Origin of the sequence: Rahnella sp. 2050 (assembly GCF_040544515.1) — a bacterium.
Classification (GTDB): Bacteria; Pseudomonadota; Gammaproteobacteria; order Enterobacterales; family Enterobacteriaceae; genus Rahnella; species Rahnella aceris.
This window is the reverse complement of record NZ_JBEPKE010000003.1, coordinates 121,504-140,723: the sequence shown is the minus strand read 5'-3', so window position 1 is coordinate 140,723 and position 19,220 is coordinate 121,504. Positions and strand designations below refer to the sequence as shown.

Sequence of the window (19,220 nt, the reverse complement as noted above, 5' to 3'; positions counted from 1 at the left end):
AAATATGTGCATCTTTAGAAGTTGTAATATGTAATTAAGTTGATGAATGTTAAATATTAATTTGGTAGTACCTTAAAAGCCCCGGTTTAACAACTGGGGCTTTTATATTTTAACTGCCAGATTTTAATTACTTTCCGCTAATCGCCCCTTCCAGAATGGCTTCCGCACCCAGACAAACGAGGAAACACACCAGGGTGGTTTCTTTTTTTGCCGAGGCGGCAGGCAATGCACTTTCCTCATCACTGATCGCATCACCTTTTGACAGGCTGACGTCCGCAATGCTGATTTCGCCATCCATGACATACAACCACTGTGCAAATCCCGGATGTGCCGGAATTTCCGTGGTGGTATTTTCATCCATGCGGATGTCATAAACATATACTGCCTGACGAATTTCCAATGGGGATTCAATCCCTTCCGGCGCGGCCAGCAGCGTCCATTCGTTTTGCTTTACGCCGTCCGGACGTTCCATGAACTGCACACGACTCTCGAGGTTTGCTTTGCGCGGACGAATGAAAATCTGCAACATTTCGGCGGGCACCAGCGGCGTGGATTCTTCATGCCAGAAGCTTTCTCCGGCATTCATCATCATCAGCTTTTTCGGTGAGAGCGATATCCGATGACCGGCAGAATCTTCGTGCACCATCGAACCGCGCCACATATAGCTGAAGATTTCATCGTTGTTATGCTCATGCATTTTCACCAGCGTACCCAGTTCCAGGTTGGCATGATCGATAACACTGAGCGGTCCGAATGCATCATCGCTATTTTCGGGCAGAATTTTCCCGGGGCGCATGCGGCGGATACGGAACGGGCCGTATTCGAAGGTGGTTTTAGGCTCAGCACGTAAAACGTTAAACATAATTTCTCCGGCAGGAACAGCAATGCGTTGTGTAAGTAAAAATCAATATACTGTTTCTTAACATATGTCTTTAAAGCAGATCCAGCAACGCATTCAGTTCATCAATCTTTTGTTGCCACTGGCGTTGCAGTTCCGGTTTCTGATGCTTTGGTTTGCGCGCCAGGTCGTCTTCCAGCTTGTTTTCCAGCGCCATCAGTGTCGCCAGCAAGCGTTCCTCTTCAGTTTCCTGAATCACCACGCTTTCCAGCCTCACGTCCGACACCGGCGCGTCGGCAGGAGGAACCGCGCCTGCCAGAATCGCATACACCGGCGTGGGGGAATGCCATTCTTCCAGACGCTGCTGGTCTATCAGCCAGAAACGGTTGCAGCTTTGCTCGATCAGCGTCCTGTCATGGGAAACCATCAGCACTGCGCCGCTGAAGGTTTTCAGCGTTTCCGCCAGCTCCTCTTTACCTTCCAGATCCAGATGGTTGGTCGGCTCATCAAGTAACAAAAGGGAATAGTTCGCCAGCGTCAGGCCGATAAACAGCAGCCGTGAACGTTCGCCACCGCTGAGCGTGCTCACTTTTTGCTGATGACGGATATACGGAAATCCCGCGCCAATCAGCGCCATTTTTCGCTGTTCTTCGGTCAGCGGCGCGAAATGCGCCAGGGCATCAGAAAGCGAATCGTTATCCTGCAATTGATGTTGGTTCTGATCGTAATAACCCATTCGCACGCGCGGGTGGAAAATCACGCCTTTGACCGTCGTTTCCGGGCAGATAAACGCCTGCCACAAACTGTGCAGAAGGGATGATTTACCGCAACCGTTACGCCCGACCAGCGCGATACGATCGCCGCTCTTCACCCGCATTTCATCAAGGGTGAACAGCACCGGGGCATCAGGCGCCGGTCGCACCTGTAAATCAGCCAGCGCCAGCACGCGATCCGCCGCCAGCGCTTCGCCGTTCAGGCGAAGTTTCCACTGATTGCCTGCGGTGACGTCAGTTTGATCTTCCTTCATGCGCACCACGTGTTTTTCCATTTGCTTGGCCTTGCGCGCCAGTCCCTCATTGTCGTAAACGCTGCCCCAGACGGCCAGCCGTTTGGCGCTCAGTGTCACGCGGTCAATTTCCTTTTGCTCCGCTTTACGACGCAGTGCGTCGGCAATGTCTTTTTCTTCCAGCGCCTGACGTGCCTGGGTACAAGGCAGGCGGATAAATTGCAGCGTTTTATCGCGCAGGATCCAGGTTGAGTTGGTTACGCTGTCCAGCAGACTGCGGTCATGGGAAACCAGCACAAAGCTGCCCGCCCAGTTTTTCAGAAACTGCTCCAGCCACAGTAATGTCGGCAGATCCAGATGATTGCTTGGCTCATCGAGCAGCAGTAAATCCGGCTGGTGGATCAGCGCCCGCGCCAGCAGCAGACGGGTATGCTGGCCGCCACTGAGCGTACCCGCCGTCAGTTCCCAGGCATTTTCATCAAAACCCAGGTCCGAAAGCAGCACCTGCGCCTGCCAGGGTTCGGGCTGATGAAGGCTGCCGGGCAGATGACCGAGCACCGATTCCAGCAGGGTACAATCATTGAGTTCTGCGGGAAGATGCTGTTCAACGCGCGCCATCAGGCATTGATTCGCCAGTGTCACGGTGCCGGAGGAGGCCGCCAGTTCACCGCTGAGGATTTTCAGCAAGGTGCTTTTGCCGCAGCCGTTATGGCCGATGAGACCAATGCGGTCGCCTTTTTTCAGGCCGAAGGAAATCTCAGCCAGTAACGGGCCGAAGGCGTTATCGAAAGATAAAGATTGTGCGGATAATAAAGTCGTCATGAATGCTTACTCAGGTTTTCAGGCACAAAGATGCCTGTCGTCAGAAAAGCCGACGATAACCGGTAAGCCGGAGGGAAGTTCTCAGGTTGTCAGTTAGCTTCGCTCAAGCAGGTTATCGCGGCACGGTGCCGGAAATGCCTGAGCAGTGACGATCGCTAAGGACGAGTGAAATTAAAAAAACTTCACGGGTCAGCATGGCAATCCTCCTTATATAACGTTGGTGAATGAATGAGCTGATTATATTGGGGATTATTGAATTATTCCAGTCAGAGCAACTCGTTAAAACGCATAACGCCATCCCAGCCGTCCACTCATGAGAGGGACGGCGCTGATTTGCGTGTCGTGATGCGATTAAGCTTCAACGACTTCATTTTCCAGCTTCTGCCTTTTTCGCAGGCCGGGGAACCAGGTCATCCACAATCCGACCACGATCAGCGTGCCGACACCGCCGATGGCTGCGGCGGGAACTGCGCCAACCCAGGCGGCCAGCAGACCGGATTCAAATTCACCGAGCTGATTCGAGGTGTTTATGAAGATGGAGTTCACGGCGCTGACACGACCGCGCATGTCATCCGGTGTATCAAGCTGTACCAGCGCACCGCGGATCACCATGCTGATCATATCGAAACCGCCGAGAGCAAACAGCGCCAGCATCGATAACCAGAGCGAAGTGGAAAACGCGAAAACCAGTGTGGCGGCACCGAAACCGGCGACGGCGGCGAACATGATTTTTCCGACATTACGGTTGAGTGCGCGGTGGCTCAGCCAGAACCCGACGATCAGACCGCCGACCGCCGGTGCGCCACGTAGCAAGCCTAATCCCCACGGACCGGTATGCAGAATGTCGTGAGCGAAAATGGGTAACAGGGCGGTTGCGCCACCGAGTAAAACCGCGAACAAGTCGAGCGAAATCACGCCCAGCACGTCCGGGCGGGCGCGGATAAAACCAATGCCTGCGAACAGCGTTTTGAAGGTTGCCGGTACACGATGCGGCTGTGCCTGTTCATAGCGTAAACGGCTGACCATTACGATAGATAACAGATACAGACAGGCGCACACGGCGTATGCCACACCCGCGCCCGCGACATACAGAAAGCCACCCAGCGCCGGGCCAACCATCGACGCGGCCTGTCCGGAAACGCTGGTGGCGGCCATTGCGCGGGCCAGCAAATTCGGTGGCACCAGCGCGGGCAACATCGACTGTAATGAAGGGGCTTCCATCGCTTTGGCAGTCGAAATCACGAAAATCAGTCCGAGCACGACCACTTCATTGACGTGATGTGTCAGCGTCAGATAAGCCAGCGAGCCAATCGCCACCCATTCGGCGATTTGCCCGAGCAGCACCACGCGGCGGCGGTCAAACTGATCGGCAACGTGGCCTGCCACCAGCGCAAGCGCGACGGAAGGTAAAAACTGCACCAACCCGATCAGCCCGAGATCAAACGCCCGGCCGGTGATCGAATAAATCTGCCAGCTCACCACGATGGAAAGCATCTGGAAACCAAAGCTGGACGCTGCACGGGCGATCCAGAAAGCGACAAACGAGCGGTGCCGTAACAGTGAGTCTGAATTACCGGAAGCAGCAGACATGACAAATCCCTGAAAAATGAAAGATGCCGTGTCTGTGGTTTTTGAAAACTCGTTAGCCCGGCAATTATTGTGTGTACAAATTATTAACAAACAATCCGAGTTCTATGTTTATCATAAAAAGTTCAGCAAATCTTCATCTCACATTGTGAAGAAACTATGCAGGTGACGGGCTAAGACTTCCGGTTGTTCCTCCGGAATGAAATGGCCGCTGTGAGGGATGATGATGCCGGTGACATTTTCAGCGAAAGCGCGCAGGGGAACGGCCATGTCCGGGATCGAACCCTGATCGGCGCTGACCGCCAGTACCGGCATTTTTAATTTTCCGGCACGATTAAGTGTGCGGTTCTGTTCCGCAGATTCAGTAACCGAACGATAATACGCCAGCCCGGCGCGCAGGCCGCCGCTTTTGAGGAACACCCGCAGATACTCGCTGATATCGTCATCTGTGAAGGCATCCGGCGCAGCGGTTTTCCGGCGCAAAAACCAGTCGAGATAGACACGTTCGTTACCGGCGATCAGCGCTTCAGGCAAATCAGGCAATGTGTGGAAGGCAAAATGCCAGGTTTTCCACGATTTGTCCGGTGTGACCGGCAGCACGTCCGGCAAGGTGATTCCGGGGATCCCCGCATCCAGCAGCGCCAGGTGTTGTACTTCCTCGCCATACATCGCCGCGCAGGGATAAGCGACCCACGCGCCGACGTCATGCGCTGCCAGCGAGTAACGCTTATGCCCGAGAAGCTGCATTAACCCGTGGATTTTCTGCGCCAGACTTTGTGTGTCGTAACCGGTCTGCGGGCGGTCCGAATCACCCTGACCGGGCAGGTCTGGTGCCACCAGCCAGAAATCCTGTGCCAGCGCGTTCATCACATTACGCCATGCGTACCAGGTTTGCGGAAAACCCGCCAGCAACAGCAAGACTTTGCCTTGCGGATTACCGCCGCTGACGTAATGCATCCTCACGCCTTCGACCGTGGCGTAGCGATGGGTAAAACCGCAAAGGGTGGGGTCAGCCACTGCAAAGGGTTCGGCAGTAACAACAACAGAAGGGGTCATCTCGTTCATAGCCAATCTCCGTTATAGTCATATTTAGGAAATAATCATTTCCTAAATGAGAAAAAATTTTTAATCGAGAATTTTAAGCGCCAGTTCCAGCGTGGTTTCGCTGGCGTGATTGTTTTCGACTTTACCGGCGACACGCATGCCCAAAACAATCCATAACATCAGGGATGACGCGGCCTGCGCATCAATATCCGGGGTGACAGAACCGTCTTGCTGGCCCTGTTCAATGAGGGAGGTCAGGAACAATTTATTGCGCATAATAGCCTGACGCACCAGTGCGGCGAGTTCCTCATCCAGCGTGAGTAATTCGACGGTGCTGCCGACGACCAGACACCCGCGGCGGCCTTCAATTTCATGAGAAGAACGCAGATAAAAACGCAGCACTTCGGCAATGCGTTCGCGGCCGGTGGAGATGCGTTCAATTTGCTGGCGTAACTGGGTATTTCGCCGTGAGGTGTAACGTTCAAATACGTTGAGAAACAGGGTCCTTTTATCGCTGAAGGCTTTGTAAATACTGCCTGCAGTAAGGTTCATGGCCTGACTCAGATCGCTGATGGACGCCGCATGAAAGCCTTTTTCGCGAAATACCGTCATGGCGTTATCCAGTGCAAGTTCAGTATCGAATTCACGCGGACGACCGCGATCCTTCGGTGAAGGGAATGCCATAAAAAATGCCACCATTAGGAAATGTTTATTTCCTAATGGTGGCATTAACACAAAAACTGATCAAGCCCTTTGTCAGCTCACTTCATATTTACCAGCGCAGTTCACGGCCTGAATATTCAACAAAGTGATGGCCACCTTTGCCGCGCCAGGCTTCGAACTGATCAACAATGCCGGTGGCGCTTTCGGCCACGGTCAGCGTGGCATTTTCACCGCCCATATCGGTCTGTACCCAGCCCGGATGCACGGAAAGCAGCGTCAGTTCTTGTTTTTCAATCTGTGCCTGCAACCCGCGGGTCAGCATATTCAGCGCAGCTTTACTGGCGGAATAAAGCGGATAAGTTGCCACGTCATTCTCATTGAGACTCGACAGCTCAGAGGTCATCAGCGCCAGCACACCGGTACGGTGGTTCAGGAAAGGCAGTAATTCACTGGCGCAACGCACAGGGGAAATGGCGTTAGTCAAAAATAGCTGAATAATTTCTTCGTCGCTGGCCTGATCAATATCCTGATGATCCGGACCAAATACGCCTGCATTCACAAAAATCAGATCAAAATGGCTTTCGGACAGCGCGTCTTTCACCGCTTCCCGCGCTTCGGATTTATTGATGTCCAGTTTTACCCATTCAACAGCCGCCGGTGTTTTGGCCGGAACGGCATCACGTGTTGTGGCGGTGACCTGCCAGCCGCGTTTTGCGAGTACATCCACCACACCCAAACCGATACCGCGTGATGCGCCGATGATCAATGCTTTCTTAGAGTCAGTCATATTCATCCTTTTATAATCAAAGCGTTAACGTCAATTTGTTGTTTTCATTTAATGCGCGAAATCTCTTCAGTGTTACGGGCAGTATGAGTCAGCAAGGCGGCTGCAACAATGGGCTGGAGTCTGATTTTGGCCGCCGGACTGATAGATAACCGGGACGCGCCGTCGGAGCGCCTGATGATGGACGGGGACTTTATGGACTGCTGAAAGGCGGCTTCAATCACCTGTGAGCCCAGTGACTATGGCGCGATTGTGGTTGAAGGCGTGGTAACGTTCATTGTTAACGATGCTGGCAACCAGGTGTTTGATGACACACTGTGCATCATAAAAAGATGCCCGCGACAGGCGGGCAATAAACATCAGTTTTGAAATTTGATCGGGTAGAACCAAATAAGCATAGCGGAGTAATAATTATCCAATCAAAAGGATAACAGCCCATAAATAGCTGTGTTCGCTGCATGAGGTCAGTATCGGGACGCAAAAAAGCCCTCGCGAACGAAGGCCAGTGAATCATCACTAAATATTTAGTTTTGGAACGAGAGCGATGCTCCCGAAAACATACTAGTCTCTTCCGGGAATTTGGCTTAATGAAATGGGTTTAGTAATTAAAGAAAATTCACTGCCGTTTTGAGCAATTCAGATGAGAATGGGATGAAATTCATGTCCTGCGCAAACTTTATCCAATTATTTCAGTTATTATGTTAAATCTGATGTTCAGGTTTACTGTTTACTGGAGTAACTATGCAAGGTAAAAATTCGGCTTTTGGAGAAGGGTGCAGGATGGTAGGCGAATGCTGCTTAATGTTTGCTCAGGCGGGTGAAGACTTTAGCGCGGGACGCATAGTCTTATGCCTTAAGCGCGCGCAGGACGAGGCTATAGACACAAATGGCAGACCCAACGTTGCTTTACAGCTCGCGATACGACGGCTTCAGGGCTGGTAACGTTAAACATAAAATAACCGCCTGGTGACGGTGCTTTTTCAAATTCTCAAACGAGATACAGCCCTTCTTAACTTAATTGCAGGTGCATCTGAAGTAATAGAGACCTGTCTGCAAAAAACGCCTCACATTTATTGATGTTCTTTCAGCCGCCAGGCATTGCAGCTCCGCTAACAAAGAACCACACCATAAAACCGACAGCACCTGCCAGTACAATGATTGGCGGTATGAATTTCATTTTCATCTTATCGTTACTCTAATTAGTCAAATTTCCCGACATGGGCGCGCTTCATACCTTAATAAACTCAACCTCGAGGCTGATTGAAATCGCCCATAAGGAAGAGTGCCATACCATCCTGTACCCGGGAAAAAAGATAATGATAGTTGGGTGCCAGGAGTGGCATTGCACTTTACAGATCAGGCTGACATCAGTCATCCGCATTTTTCCATATATTTTGCAACATCGCATGATTCACGTTTCTATCCCCTGGCATTCCCCCAATCCCAATCGGCTATTTGCAGCAAATTTTGTGATTTACAACAGACTTTCACGTTGCCAGCCTCTCGGTGAATGAGTACCGTTGTTCTTTTGAACGGACCGGCAAAGGTGAATAAAGCATGATCGCCATAAAATGGGTAAGTCTCGGGTTTGTTCTGGTTTTACTGCTGTCTTTCGGATACAGCTACGCGAAAGCGACACAAACACGGACAGAACCTGCAGGCCAGAGCTGGTCAACGGCACGACGGACTTCAGCCGGTATTGCGCCGGATCCTGCCAGACTGAAAAGTATCGCTATTATCCAGATTTATGCTGCACCGACTTATGGCTGGCGCGGGCTGGTGGCGGTGCATCCGTGGATAATTTACAAACGTGAAGGGGAAACAGAGTTCACCCGTTATGACGTGATCAGCTGGGGCAGCACCAACGTAGTACGCCGCGATTATGCTATTCCAGATGGCTATTGGTTTGGCTCGCAGCCCCGTATACTGGTTGATCACCGCGGCGCGCAGGCGCAGATTATGATCCCCAAAATAGAAGCAGCGATCAAAAGTTACCCGTATCCGCATACCTATCACGCGTGGCCGGGGCCAAACAGCAATACGTTTATCGCCCACATCGGCCGTGAAGTGCCGGATCTGCAGCTTGATCTTCCTTCCAATGCGATCGGCAAAGATTACCGCGGCATTACCAATCCGATCGGTTTACCGCCATCCGGGCGCGGCGTGCAGGTTTCTTTGCTGGGACTGCTGGGTGTGACGCTGGGCGTGGAAGAGGGCATTGAAGTCAATGTGCTGGGGCTGAACCTGGGCATTGATGTGAAGAATCCGGCGTTGCGTTTGCCGTTTGTCGGGCGGGTAGGCTTTGATAATCCGGGGAAAGCGGAGCTTTAACGATGTCAGTGCGCAACAGGCCGGTACGAGGTACCGGCCATACACATCAGAACGACGAATGTTTATAAGACCGGTATTCCGGTTTCCAGAATTCGCTGGTGAGACGACTCTGTAACTCATCTTCTGAAACTTCCGGTGCCACGCCTTCCCGTTGCGCGACGCGCGCCACTTCGGCGGCAATGATTTTAGACACATGCTGAATATCGGCAATAGCCGGTAATAATGACCCTTTTCCGGTGGTCGCCAGCGGAGAAAGGCTGGCCAGCGCCTGACTGGCAGCCAGCAACATGCTATCGGTCACGCGGCGCGCTCCCGACGCCAGAATGCCTAACCCCAGCCCGGGGAAAATATACGCGTTGTTACATTGCGGGATCGGGTACGTGTGATCCTGATAATGTACCGGTGCGAACGGGCTGCCTGTCGCCATCAGCGCGGCACCTTCGGTCCAGGCGATCACGTCCTGAGGACGGGCTTCTGCGCGGGAAGTCGGGTTAGAGAGCGGCATGATGATCGGATGATGGCAGTTGTGATGCATCTCACGGATGATCTCTTCGGTAAACAGCCCCGGTTGCCCGGAAACGCCAATCAGAATGGTTGGTTTGGAATGATGCACCACGTCCTGCAACGAGATATTCTGGTTGTCCACATTCCAGTGGCTGATTTTGTTTTTACTTGTCACCAGTTTACGCTGGAAATCGAGCAAATTCGGCATGTCATCTGTCAGCAGGCCAAACCGATCCACCATAAAGACCTGACTGCGCGCTTCGTCTTCGGAAGCACCTTCTGCCACCATTTGCGCGATGATTTTCTCCGCGATACCGCAACCGGCAGAACCTGCGCCGAGGAAGGTGACCCGCTGGTCGCGTAGCCGGGTGCCTGCGGCATGACTGGCGGCAATCAGACAGCCCAGCGTGACCGCCGCGGTGCCCTGAATATCATCATTGAAACAGCACAACTCCTCGCGGTAGCGCTCCAGAAGTGGCATAGCATTGGTTTGCGCGAAGTCTTCGAACTGAAGCAGGACATCCGGCCAGCGGGTTTTTACCGCCTGAATGAACATATCCATGAATTCATTGTATTCGCCGTCGGTAATGCGCGGGTGGCGCCAGCCCATGTACAGCGGATCGTCGAGGCGCTGGGCGTTATTCGTTCCGACATCAAGCATGATCGGCAGCGTGTTGGCCGGGTTGATCCCACCGCAGGCGGTATAAAGCGAAAGCTTGCCGATAGGAATGCCCATGCCGCCAATCCCCTGATCACCGAGTCCCAGAATGCGTTCGCCGTCGGTGACAACGATCACCCGGATGTCATTTTTGGAGAAGTTTTGCAGCATTTCATCGATATGCTCGCGATCAGGATAAGAGATGAACAGGCCACGGGCACGGCGGTATATATCGGAGAAGTGTTCACAGGCCTCGCCGACCGTCGGGGTGTAGATAATCGGCAGCATTTCTTCCAGATGTGAATTCACCAGGTTGTAGAAAAGGGTTTCGTTGGTGTCCTGAATATTGCGCAGGTAGACATGCTTGGAGATATCACGTTTGAAATCAGAGAATTGAGAATAAGCGCGGTCAGTCTGTTCGTTGATAGTTTCAACCTGATTGGGCAGCAGTCCGTTAAGATTGAGCGCCAGACGTTCATCGCGGCTGAAGGCCGAGCCTTTATTGAGCAGCGGGTTTTCGAGTAATAATGAACCTGTGTAGTGGGTGTAGAGCGGGCGTTTTTTTAACATCATTAAGCCTTAGAACATTTGAACTCAGTTAATTTCCGGTACGTTATTTCCCGTTGCCGGATCCCTCACAGTAAAATCCTATAACCGGTCGAATTAGTGTATGAACTACCAAAATAAAACCAATGGCCATAGCAGCCTGAATAAGATGATTATTTATTATTTGTTTTTTATAACACGACACAGGCACTGATTCCGGTTACTTAAATTACAAAAACGTTTTAATACTTTTTTAGTGATGAGTTCTGCATAATGTTTTTGAATGTTTCCGGATGGTTCAAGTTGAGTAAATACATTATATGATATTTAAGTGAAATTAATGGTTTAATTATAACTCATTGTATTTGATGTGATTTGTTATTAAGTAATTATTGTTATTATTGCCATAAAGGCAGATGTGACACGGGTCACAATGATGTCTGGTTTTAAATAATATAACTAACCGCCATTTTGTTCCTTCAATTATCTCATCAACAATAATAAAGAAAGGTCATATTATGCCGACATTACTCTTATCCTCATTATTTCCTTTAGTGTTTATTATGGTATTAGGCTGGCTGAGCGGAAAACTGGGTTATATGAAACGTGACGATGCTACGGTATTAGCCACGGTAGTGATCCGTTTCGCGCTGCCATTACATCTTTTTATCGGTGCATTACATACTGATCCGGCCAAGATTCAGAATTTATCGTTTATGGCAGTGTTGGTGATTGGCCTGATGGGCTCTTATTTGTTGACGTTGTGCATCTCGCGCTGGTTTTTCCGCCATGACATCAAAACCAGCGCCATTCAGTCGCTGGTTTGCGCGTTCCCGGATATGGCTTACTTTGGCGCGCCTGTACTGGCGGTGCTTATCGGGCCGGAAGGTTTTCTGGGGGTGCTGGTCGGTAATCTTATCACCAGCGTGCTGATGATCCCGCTGACGATTGTGTTGATCCGCATGGGTGACAAAAACAGCGATTTGGCTCAACAGGGCAGCCTCGGCAAGATGATCCTGAATAATCTGTTCAAAGCCGTACGCAATCCGATTGTCTGGATCCCGGTGCTGGGTGTGGCGATGAGTCTGGCTGGCATTAAAATTCCGGAACTGTTGTCCTCGTCGGTGGAAATGATGGGTAAAACCGCAGGCGGGATTTCTCTGTTCGCGCTGGGTCTGTTGTTCTTCGGCGAGCGCCCGACGCTGAATATTCATACGGTCACTAACATCGGCATGAAAAATCTGATCCAGCCCGCGATTATGGCCGCTGCCGGTCTGGCATTTGGGCTGAGCCATACGCTGATGCAGCAGGTGGTGATCATCGGCGCAACGCCTTCCGCCATTGCTGCAGGTATGTTCGCCGTGCGCAGCGACACCTATGTGGAATCTGCGTCTTCCTCAATACTCATCGGCACTGCACTGGGCATAGTGACAGAAGGTCTCGTGATTTACATGATGTCGTAAATGCGCTGATTTGCGACATGTTACCCATAAAAAAGGCCCGCCATTTCTGGCAGGCCTTTTGTCTTTCAGCAGGCGTTTATTTCACACACTTCGCGCAGGTATTTGCATGAATTTGCTGGAAGAAATCGTTGCCTTTGTCATCCACCAGAATGAATGCCGGGAAGTTTTCGACTTCGATTTTCCAGATGGCTTCCATTCCTAATTCAGGATATTCCACGCATTCCAGGCTCTTGATGCTTTGCTGCGCCAGCACCGCTGCCGGGCCACCGATGCTGCCGAGATAGAAACCGCCGTGTTTATGGCAGGCGTCGGTCACCTGCTGGCTGCGGTTACCTTTGGCCAGCATGATCATGCTGCCGCCGTTGGATTGCAGAAGATCCACGTAAGAATCCATGCGTCCTGCGGTGGTCGGGCCGAGAGAACCAGAAGCGTATCCTTCCGGGGTTTTCGCCGGGCCTGCGTAGTAGATCGGGTGATCTTTGATGTATTGCGGCAAGCCTTCGCCGTTATCCAGACGCTCTTTCAGTTTGGCGTGTGCGATGTCACGGCCAACGATAATCGTACCGCTCAGGGAAAGACGGGTAGATACCGGATATTCAGAAAGTTGCGCCAGGATTTCAGGCATCGGACGATTCAGGTCAACTTTCACCACCCCCGCTTCGCCTTGCTCACGCAGGGCCTCAGGGATGTACTGGCCCGGATTGTCTTCCAGTTTTTCGATCCAGATACCGTCACGATTGATTTTGGCTTTGATATTACGGTCTGCGGAGCAGGAAACGCCCATCCCGACCGGACAGGATGCACCGTGACGCGGCAGACGTACTACGCGGATATCGTGGGCAAAGTATTTGCCACCGAACTGCGCGCCGAGACCAAGATTGTTGGCTTCCACCAGCAGTTCCTGTTCCAGATTGACGTCGCGGAATGCCTGACCGTGTTCGTTACCTTCCGTTGGCAGACCGTCATAGTAATGGGTGGACGCCAGTTTTACGGTTTTCAGCGTTGCTTCAGCAGACGTACCGCCAATCACGAACGCGATATGGTACGGCGGACAGGCTGCCGTGCCCAGCGTGCGCATTTTCTCAACCAGGTAATCTTTCAGCTTCGCCGGGGTAATCAGCGCTTTGGTTTCCTGATACAGGTAGGTTTTGTTGGCCGAACCGCCGCCTTTGGCGATGCACAGGAATTTGTACTCGTCACCATCGACACTGTAGAGGTCGATTTGTGCAGGCAGATTGGTGCCGGTGTTTACCTCTTTGTACATATCCAGTGCGGCATTCTGGGAATAGCGCAGGTTATCCTCGATGAAGGTGTTATACACACCCTGAGACAGGCTGGCTTCGTCGCCGCCGCCGGTCCAGACTCGCTGCCCTTTTTTACCCATGATGATTGCGGTGCCGGTGTCCTGACAGGTCGGCAGAATGCCTTTGGCCGCAATTTCAGAATTACGCAGGAATTGCAGCGCAACGTATTTGTCGTTTTCGCTGGATTCCGGGTCATGAAGAATGGAAGCCACTTGTTGCTGATGCGCCGGGCGCAGCATGAAAGAGGCATCGTGGAACGCCTGTTGCGCGAGAAGCGTTAACGCCTGCGGTTCCACTTTTAACACTTCTTCGCCGTCGAAGGTGCTGACGGAGACATGTTCTTTGGTCAGCAGATAATATTCGGTGTCATCTTTGGAAACGGGGAAGGGATTTTGATAATAGAACGGTTTGTTCGACATTGTTTTCTCACTTTTTCCGTTTTTGCCGCCACGGGTGGGACTGTTGACGCGGTATAGCAGGGGTGTTCGGGGCGACGTTTATATTCGTTCTGTATGTTGCCAGCCAAATACACAGGCTGGCAACGGGGTTTATATGTTTTCTTTCAGTAAATGCTCTGTTAATGCTTTGTGGGTGATTTTATCGCCACAATCAGAACATCATCATCATCCACGGATAACCGATGACCAGTAAGGCAATCAGGAAGATGGCTCCGAAGATAGTGCCGAGACGCCAGTAATCTTTGGTTGGCAGATAACCGCTGCCGTAGTAAATCGGGCTTGGGCCGGTACCGTAAGGTGTGATGATCCCCATAACACCCAGAGACGTCACCATCAGCAAACAGAATACCTGCATGTTAATGCCAGGGATTGCCGCGCCGATGGTCAGCATAGCCGGTAACAGGGCGGTGGTGTGCGCCGTGGTGCTGGCGAAAAGGTAATGCAGCAGGTAGAACGCAAGCAGCAGGGCAATTGTCGCCGCGCCCGGGGAGATACCGCCCATCAGTGCTGCGCCTTCTTTACCCAGCCAGGCGATGAAACCGGTGCGGGATAAGCCGTCAGCCAGCGCTACCAGCGTGGCGAACCAGGCGAAGGTATTCCAGGCCGGTTTGTTGCTGGTGATGTCGTTCCAGTTCAGAACGCCGGTCCACAGCATCAGTACCACGACCAGCAAAGCAGCCATGGCCGGTTCGATAAAGCTCGCAGCGAAAATCCACATCGCCAGCGCGCAGCAGACGAACACCAGCAGCAGGATTTCGTGACGGGACATTCTGCCCAGTTTTGCCAGCTCAGCGGTTGCCCAGCGCGGCACTTCGTCATTGATTTTCACTTCCGGCGGGTAGAACCAGTACGCCAGCAGCGGCATAGTCAACAGAAGCAGCAGACCGACCGGCAGGAAGGCGATGAACCAGGTGCCCCACGAAATGTTGATACCGGTTACGCTGTTCACGATACCCAGCGCCAGCAGGTTAGGCGCCAGTGCAGAGAGAAACATCGAACTGGTGATACAGGCTGCGGTGATCGCCACCCACATCAGGTAAGAACCGATTTTACGTGCGCTCGGGTCGTTCGGTTTTGAGCCATACAACGGCGGCAGGTTAGCAATGATCGGGTAGATCGTGCCGCCGCTGCGCGCGGTGTTGGACGGTGTGAAGGGTGCCAGTAATAAGTCAGCAAAGGTGATGGCATAACCGAGCGTCAGGCTGCGGCGACCAAGATATTTCACCAGAATCAGCGCCAGACGGCGGCCGAACTGGGTTTTATCGTAGCCGGCGGCAAACATGAACGCGCCGAAGATTAACCATACCGTGGAGTTGCCAAAACCACTGACCGCCCATTTGAAGGACTGTGCTGCGGTTTTGAATTTAGGATCCGCCAGTTCAGCCGGGCTGAAAAGCAACCACTGGCTGAAAAGGGCGATGACCACCACACCGGTTAAGCCGATAACGGCCCCCGGCAATGGCTCGAAGATCAGACCGATAATGACGCCCACAAAGATGGCGAAGAAGTGCCAGGCATGAGGTTCCAGACCGGCAGGTACAGGAACGAGCAGCAACAGCACGGACACCAGCACGGGAAGTACCATAAAGATCCAGCGATTTTTTTTGCCGGATTCGGCTTTTTTCGCTGGTTCTTTCACCGCAGTTTTTGATATTTCGCTCATAATATTTATCTTAGGTAGTTAGGAATATTGTGATGATGCATAGGTAAGATGTCGTTTGGTTTTTTTAGTTACTTAATCTTTTTTTTAATTATTCAATAGTGGCATGTTAATTGCCTCGTTATTGTTATTTTTGTTAAGTGCTTACTATTCCCCGTAAGAGGGAGGAAATGTTTATATAATGCGTTTTCCCTATTTTTAACTGTTGATCTTGATCAACAAAATACGGTGCTGAATTCTTTTTTAAATCGGATGAAACCGTTATGCAGAGCCTGCCTGATTAATTAAAGGGCAATTTGTGACGGGGGTATCTTTCGGGGTAACGGAAAGCAAAAAATGGAGTAGGGCAAAATGAGAGTCATTCACAGCCACACTCCCTCATCAGGCGATCTGCCACCTCTTGCCAGCGGGCGGGTTCCGTGATCTGCCGAAGGGAAAAGCCCGGAGGATGTAATAATCATCTCATCAGTTAAATACAAATAAGATTGTAGTTTGCATTAATGTGATTATTTAATTTAATAGTTAACATAATTTTAATATAACAGGTGTTAAGTTAATAGATAAATAGTTAATTAACTAATGTAATAAGTTTTGGAAGTAAAAATAAACTTATATTAATAGCATGACATCGGCATTGAAATAAAAACAACGAATAATAAATCAATACTCCACTGCGCTTATCTAAAATAGCTCAAATAGCGCGCCGATAACGAATTCAGAATTTAAAACCTTAAAGTTTGGAGTAATTATTATGAGCACCAACCACCTGTTATTAAGTCCGTTCACTCTGCCCAATGGTACTGAGTTGAAAAACCGCATTCTGATGGCGCCAATGACCACCTGCACCGGCTTTTACGACGGCACCGTCACCAGCGAGCTGGTTGAATATTACCGCGCCCGTGCCGGCAGCATCGGCACCGTGATTGTTGAATGCTGTTTTGTCGATGATAAAGGTCTGGCATTCCCCGGCGCTATCGGTATCGATAACGACAGCAAAATCGACGGTCTGGCAAAAATCGCCGCAGCCGTGAAATCTCAGGGCTCAAAAGCCCTTTTGCAGATTTATCACGGTGGCCGCATGAGCGAGCCAAAACTGATTGGTGGCCAGCAGCCGGTTGCGCCAAGCGCACTGGCGGCACCACGTGACGGTGCAGCCACACCGGTGGCACTGACGGCAGATGAAGTTGACGGCATGATCACCAAATTCGGTGAAGGCGTGCGTCGTGCGATTGAAGCCGGTTTTGACGGCGTGGAAATCCACGGCGCGAACACCTATCTGATCCAGCAATTCTTCTCGCCGAATTCCAACCAGCGTGACGACAAATGGGGCGGCAGCCGCGAAAACCGCGCCCGCTTCCCGCTGGCTGTTCTCGATATCACCCATGAGATGGCGAAGAAATACGCCGATTCTTCTTTCATCATCGGTTATCGTTTCTCACCAGAAGAGCTGGAAGAACCGGGGATCCGTTTTGCCGACACAATGTATCTGCTGGAACAGCTTGCTGCCCGCGGGCTGGATTACCTGCATTTCTCCCTCGGTTACTCGCTGCGTCCTTCCATTGTTGATACCACTGATCCGACGCCACTGATCGACAAATATGTCGCGATGCGTTCCGACACACTGGCCAAAATTCCGGTGATGGGCGTGGGCGGTATCGTGAATAAATCCGATGCGGAAATGGCGCTTGAACACGGCTATGACATGATCGCCATCGGTAAAGCCTGCATCGCTTATCCGGACTGGACTGACCGTATCGCAGCCGATCAGAAACTCGACCTGTTTATTGACAGCACACAACGCGAAGCCCTGACCATTCCTGAACCGCTGTGGCGTTTCTCGCTGGTGGACGCGATGATCCGCGACATGAGCATGACCTCGAAGAAATTCAAAGCCGGTGTGTTCCGGGAAAAAGTGCAGGATCCTGCGCATGAACTGGCCGTTAACGTCAGTCTGGAAACCGACCGCATTACGGATATCGCGCTGGAAGCGGGCGCGGACACGGATGTGGAATTCACCACCAGCTTTGAAATTATCCGCAGCCGTATTCTCGACGCTAACAGCCCGCACGTCGATGCGGTGACCGGCGCAACCGAGCAAAGTGAAGCGGTGAAAAAAGCCGTCTCCAAAGCCATCGCCAAATCCTGCAAAGCGCAGTTGCTGGAAGAGGGCGGCAGCCTGAATGAACCACAAAACTACGACGTTGTGGTCGTCGGCAGCGGCGGTGCCGGTCTGGCGGCAGCGATTCAGGCCTGTGACGAAGGGGCGAAAGTCCTGATCGTCGAGAAAATGTCGACCATCGGCGGTAACACCATTAAAGCGTCGGTCGGTATGAACGCCGCGGAAACCCGTTATCAGCGCCTGAAAGGTATCGAAGACAGCAAAGAGCTGTTCTATCAGGAAACCCTGAAAGGCGGTCAGTTCAAAAACAATACTGTGCTGCTGAAAGAGTTCATCGAACGTGCGCCGCAGGCGGTGGAATGGCTGGCCGATCACCATATTGAACTGAGCGACATCACCATTACCGGCGGGATGAGCATCGACCGCACGCACCGTCCGGCGGACCGCAGTGCAGTGGGCGGCTTCCTGATCAGCGGTCTGGTGAAGAATCTTAACAAACGTAATATCGACGTGATGCTCGATACGTCGGTCACTGAAATCCGTTATGCCGATGGTGCGGTACAGGGCGTGCAGTTGCTCAATGACGACAATGAAGTGCTGATGATTAATGCCAAAAGCGTGATCGTCGCCACCGGTGGTTTCAGCGCCAACCGCGAAATGGTGGTGAAATATCGCCCTGAACTGGACGGTTTCGTGACCACCAACCACAAAGGCGCCACCGGTAGCGGCATCGCCATTCTGCAGAATATTGGCGCAGGCACGGTGGATATGGGCGAAATTCAGATCCACCCGACAGTTGAACAAACCACGTCTTATCTGATTTCAGAGGCCATTCGTGGCGGCGGGGCGATTCTGGTCAGCCAGGCGGGAAAACGCTTCTTCAACGAAATGGAAACCCGCGACAAAGTATCGGCGAACATCATCGCGTTGCCGGAGAAATTTGCTTATGTGGTGTTTGACGAGCAGGTGCGCCTGAACAATAAAGCGGCTGATGAATACATTGCGAAAGGGTTTGTTATCAGCGGCAGTTCACCACGTGATCTGGCGGCGAAACTGGAAATGAACTCCGATGCCTTCCTGGCAACGCTGGAAAGTTACAACGTCGCCGTGGATAAACAGCACGACACGGAGTTTGGCCGTAAAACTGCGCTGCGCCACCCGATCAATCAGGGGCCGTTCTATGCTATCCGTATCGCACCCGGCGTGCATCACACCATGGGTGGCGTAACCATCAACACCGAAACCTGCGTGCTGGACGCGCAGCAACAGGTGCTCGGCGGCGCATTTGCGGCGGGTGAAGTGGTTGGCGGTATCCACGGCGGCAACCGTATCGGCGGTAATGCCGTTGCAGATATCATTATCTTCGGTATCCTTGCAGGGCAAAACGCCGCGAAATTCGCGATGCGGTAACCGTTTATCACGCAGGGTATTAC

The 19,220-nt window shown here is 51.9% G+C and carries 13 protein-coding genes; 3 read left to right on the top strand and 10 right to left on the bottom strand.

Annotated elements, in window-relative coordinates:
• Positions 1-127: 127 nt before the first annotated feature.
• The 7 genes from ABIC79_RS14200 to ABIC79_RS25660 all read right to left on the bottom strand — a co-directional run bounded on the left by ABIC79_RS14200 (position 128) and on the right by ABIC79_RS25660 (position 7,921).
• A complete protein-coding gene (locus ABIC79_RS14200) occupies positions 128-862 on the bottom strand; it encodes a pirin family protein (protein WP_014416696.1) in 735 nt (244 codons plus the stop codon).
• Between the two features lie 70 nt (positions 863-932).
• On the bottom strand, positions 933-2,666 hold the full coding sequence (locus tag ABIC79_RS14195) for an ABC-F family ATP-binding cassette domain-containing protein (RefSeq protein WP_014416697.1): 1,734 nt from the start codon (positions 2,664-2,666) through the stop codon (positions 933-935).
• 351 nt (positions 2,667-3,017) lie between these two features.
• Positions 3,018-4,256 carry an MFS transporter gene (locus ABIC79_RS14190; RefSeq protein WP_013578276.1) on the bottom strand — a complete coding sequence of 413 codons (1,239 nt, stop codon included), beginning with the start codon at positions 4,254-4,256 and terminating at the stop codon, positions 3,018-3,020.
• 138 nt (positions 4,257-4,394) lie between these two features.
• Positions 4,395-5,318, bottom strand: a complete 924-nt coding sequence (locus tag ABIC79_RS14185; protein WP_013578277.1) for an alpha/beta fold hydrolase — start codon at positions 5,316-5,318, stop codon at positions 4,395-4,397.
• Between the two features lie 60 nt (positions 5,319-5,378).
• On the bottom strand, positions 5,379-5,981 hold the full coding sequence (locus tag ABIC79_RS14180; RefSeq protein WP_223509562.1) for a TetR/AcrR family transcriptional regulator: 603 nt from the start codon (positions 5,979-5,981) through the stop codon (positions 5,379-5,381).
• 88 nt (positions 5,982-6,069) lie between these two features.
• A complete protein-coding gene (locus ABIC79_RS14175; protein ID WP_013578279.1) occupies positions 6,070-6,747 on the bottom strand; it encodes an SDR family oxidoreductase in 678 nt (225 codons plus the stop codon).
• A gap of 1,081 nt (positions 6,748-7,828) precedes the next feature.
• Entirely contained in the window at positions 7,829-7,921 is a 93-nt protein-coding gene (locus ABIC79_RS25660; protein WP_489389458.1) for a YoaK family small membrane protein, read from the bottom strand.
• Between the two features lie 380 nt (positions 7,922-8,301).
• Here ABIC79_RS25660 and ABIC79_RS14170 point away from each other — a divergent pair, with 380 nt between their 5' ends.
• Positions 8,302-9,075 (top strand): DUF3750 domain-containing protein, encoded by a 774-nt coding sequence (locus ABIC79_RS14170; protein ID WP_013578282.1) that lies wholly within the window; start codon positions 8,302-8,304, stop codon positions 9,073-9,075.
• A 46-nt stretch (positions 9,076-9,121) separates the two neighbouring features.
• Here ABIC79_RS14170 and ABIC79_RS14165 read toward each other — a convergent pair whose 3' ends face one another.
• Positions 9,122-10,807, bottom strand: a complete 1,686-nt coding sequence (locus ABIC79_RS14165) for an NAD-dependent malic enzyme (protein ID WP_014416698.1) — start codon at positions 10,805-10,807, stop codon at positions 9,122-9,124.
• Positions 10,808-11,301: 494 nt separating this feature from the next.
• Between ABIC79_RS14165 and ABIC79_RS14160 the strand changes: the two genes are divergently transcribed.
• A complete protein-coding gene (locus ABIC79_RS14160) occupies positions 11,302-12,246 on the top strand; it encodes an AEC family transporter (protein ID WP_013578284.1) in 945 nt (314 codons plus the stop codon).
• Between the two features lie 76 nt (positions 12,247-12,322).
• On the opposite strand, the gene fumA is transcribed toward ABIC79_RS14160, so the two are convergent.
• Both fumA and ABIC79_RS14150 read right to left on the bottom strand, forming a co-directional pair.
• Positions 12,323-13,969: a class I fumarate hydratase FumA gene (gene fumA, locus ABIC79_RS14155; protein ID WP_013578285.1), complete on the bottom strand. Its 1,647-nt coding sequence runs from the start codon at positions 13,967-13,969 to the stop codon at positions 12,323-12,325.
• A 190-nt stretch (positions 13,970-14,159) separates the two neighbouring features.
• Positions 14,160-15,671, bottom strand: coding sequence for an anion permease (locus tag ABIC79_RS14150; RefSeq protein ID WP_013578286.1), 1,512 nt, complete (start codon positions 15,669-15,671; stop codon positions 14,160-14,162).
• 748 nt (positions 15,672-16,419) lie between these two features.
• Between ABIC79_RS14150 and ABIC79_RS14145 the strand changes: the two genes are divergently transcribed.
• Positions 16,420-19,197 carry a flavocytochrome c gene (locus tag ABIC79_RS14145; RefSeq protein ID WP_013578287.1) on the top strand — a complete coding sequence of 926 codons (2,778 nt, stop codon included), beginning with the start codon at positions 16,420-16,422 and terminating at the stop codon, positions 19,195-19,197.
• The last annotated feature ends 23 nt before the right edge of the window (positions 19,198-19,220 follow it).

Excerpts from the sequence above, each read along its gene's own strand:
- ABIC79_RS14200 (WP_014416696.1), bottom strand. The coding sequence starts at position 862 with ATGTTTAACGTTTTACGTGCTGAGCCTAAAACCACCTTCGAATACGGC.
- ABIC79_RS14195 (WP_014416697.1), bottom strand. The coding sequence starts at position 2,666 with ATGACGACTTTATTATCCGCACAATCTTTATCTTTCGATAACGCCTTC.
- ABIC79_RS14190 (WP_013578276.1), bottom strand. The coding sequence starts at position 4,256 with ATGTCTGCTGCTTCCGGTAATTCAGACTCACTGTTACGGCACCGCTCG.
- ABIC79_RS14185 (WP_013578277.1), bottom strand. The coding sequence starts at position 5,318 with ATGAACGAGATGACCCCTTCTGTTGTTGTTACTGCCGAACCCTTTGCA.
- ABIC79_RS14180 (WP_223509562.1), bottom strand. The coding sequence starts at position 5,981 with ATGGCATTCCCTTCACCGAAGGATCGCGGTCGTCCGCGTGAATTCGAT.
- ABIC79_RS14175 (WP_013578279.1), bottom strand. The coding sequence starts at position 6,747 with ATGACTGACTCTAAGAAAGCATTGATCATCGGCGCATCACGCGGTATC.
- ABIC79_RS25660 (WP_489389458.1), bottom strand. The coding sequence starts at position 7,921 with ATGAAATTCATACCGCCAATCATTGTACTGGCAGGTGCTGTCGGTTTT.
- ABIC79_RS14170 (WP_013578282.1), top strand. The coding sequence starts at position 8,302 with ATGATCGCCATAAAATGGGTAAGTCTCGGGTTTGTTCTGGTTTTACTG.
- ABIC79_RS14165 (WP_014416698.1), bottom strand. The coding sequence starts at position 10,807 with ATGTTAAAAAAACGCCCGCTCTACACCCACTACACAGGTTCATTATTA.
- ABIC79_RS14160 (WP_013578284.1), top strand. The coding sequence starts at position 11,302 with ATGCCGACATTACTCTTATCCTCATTATTTCCTTTAGTGTTTATTATG.
- fumA (WP_013578285.1), bottom strand. The coding sequence starts at position 13,969 with ATGTCGAACAAACCGTTCTATTATCAAAATCCCTTCCCCGTTTCCAAA.
- ABIC79_RS14150 (WP_013578286.1), bottom strand. The coding sequence starts at position 15,671 with ATGAGCGAAATATCAAAAACTGCGGTGAAAGAACCAGCGAAAAAAGCC.
- ABIC79_RS14145 (WP_013578287.1), top strand. The coding sequence starts at position 16,420 with ATGAGCACCAACCACCTGTTATTAAGTCCGTTCACTCTGCCCAATGGT.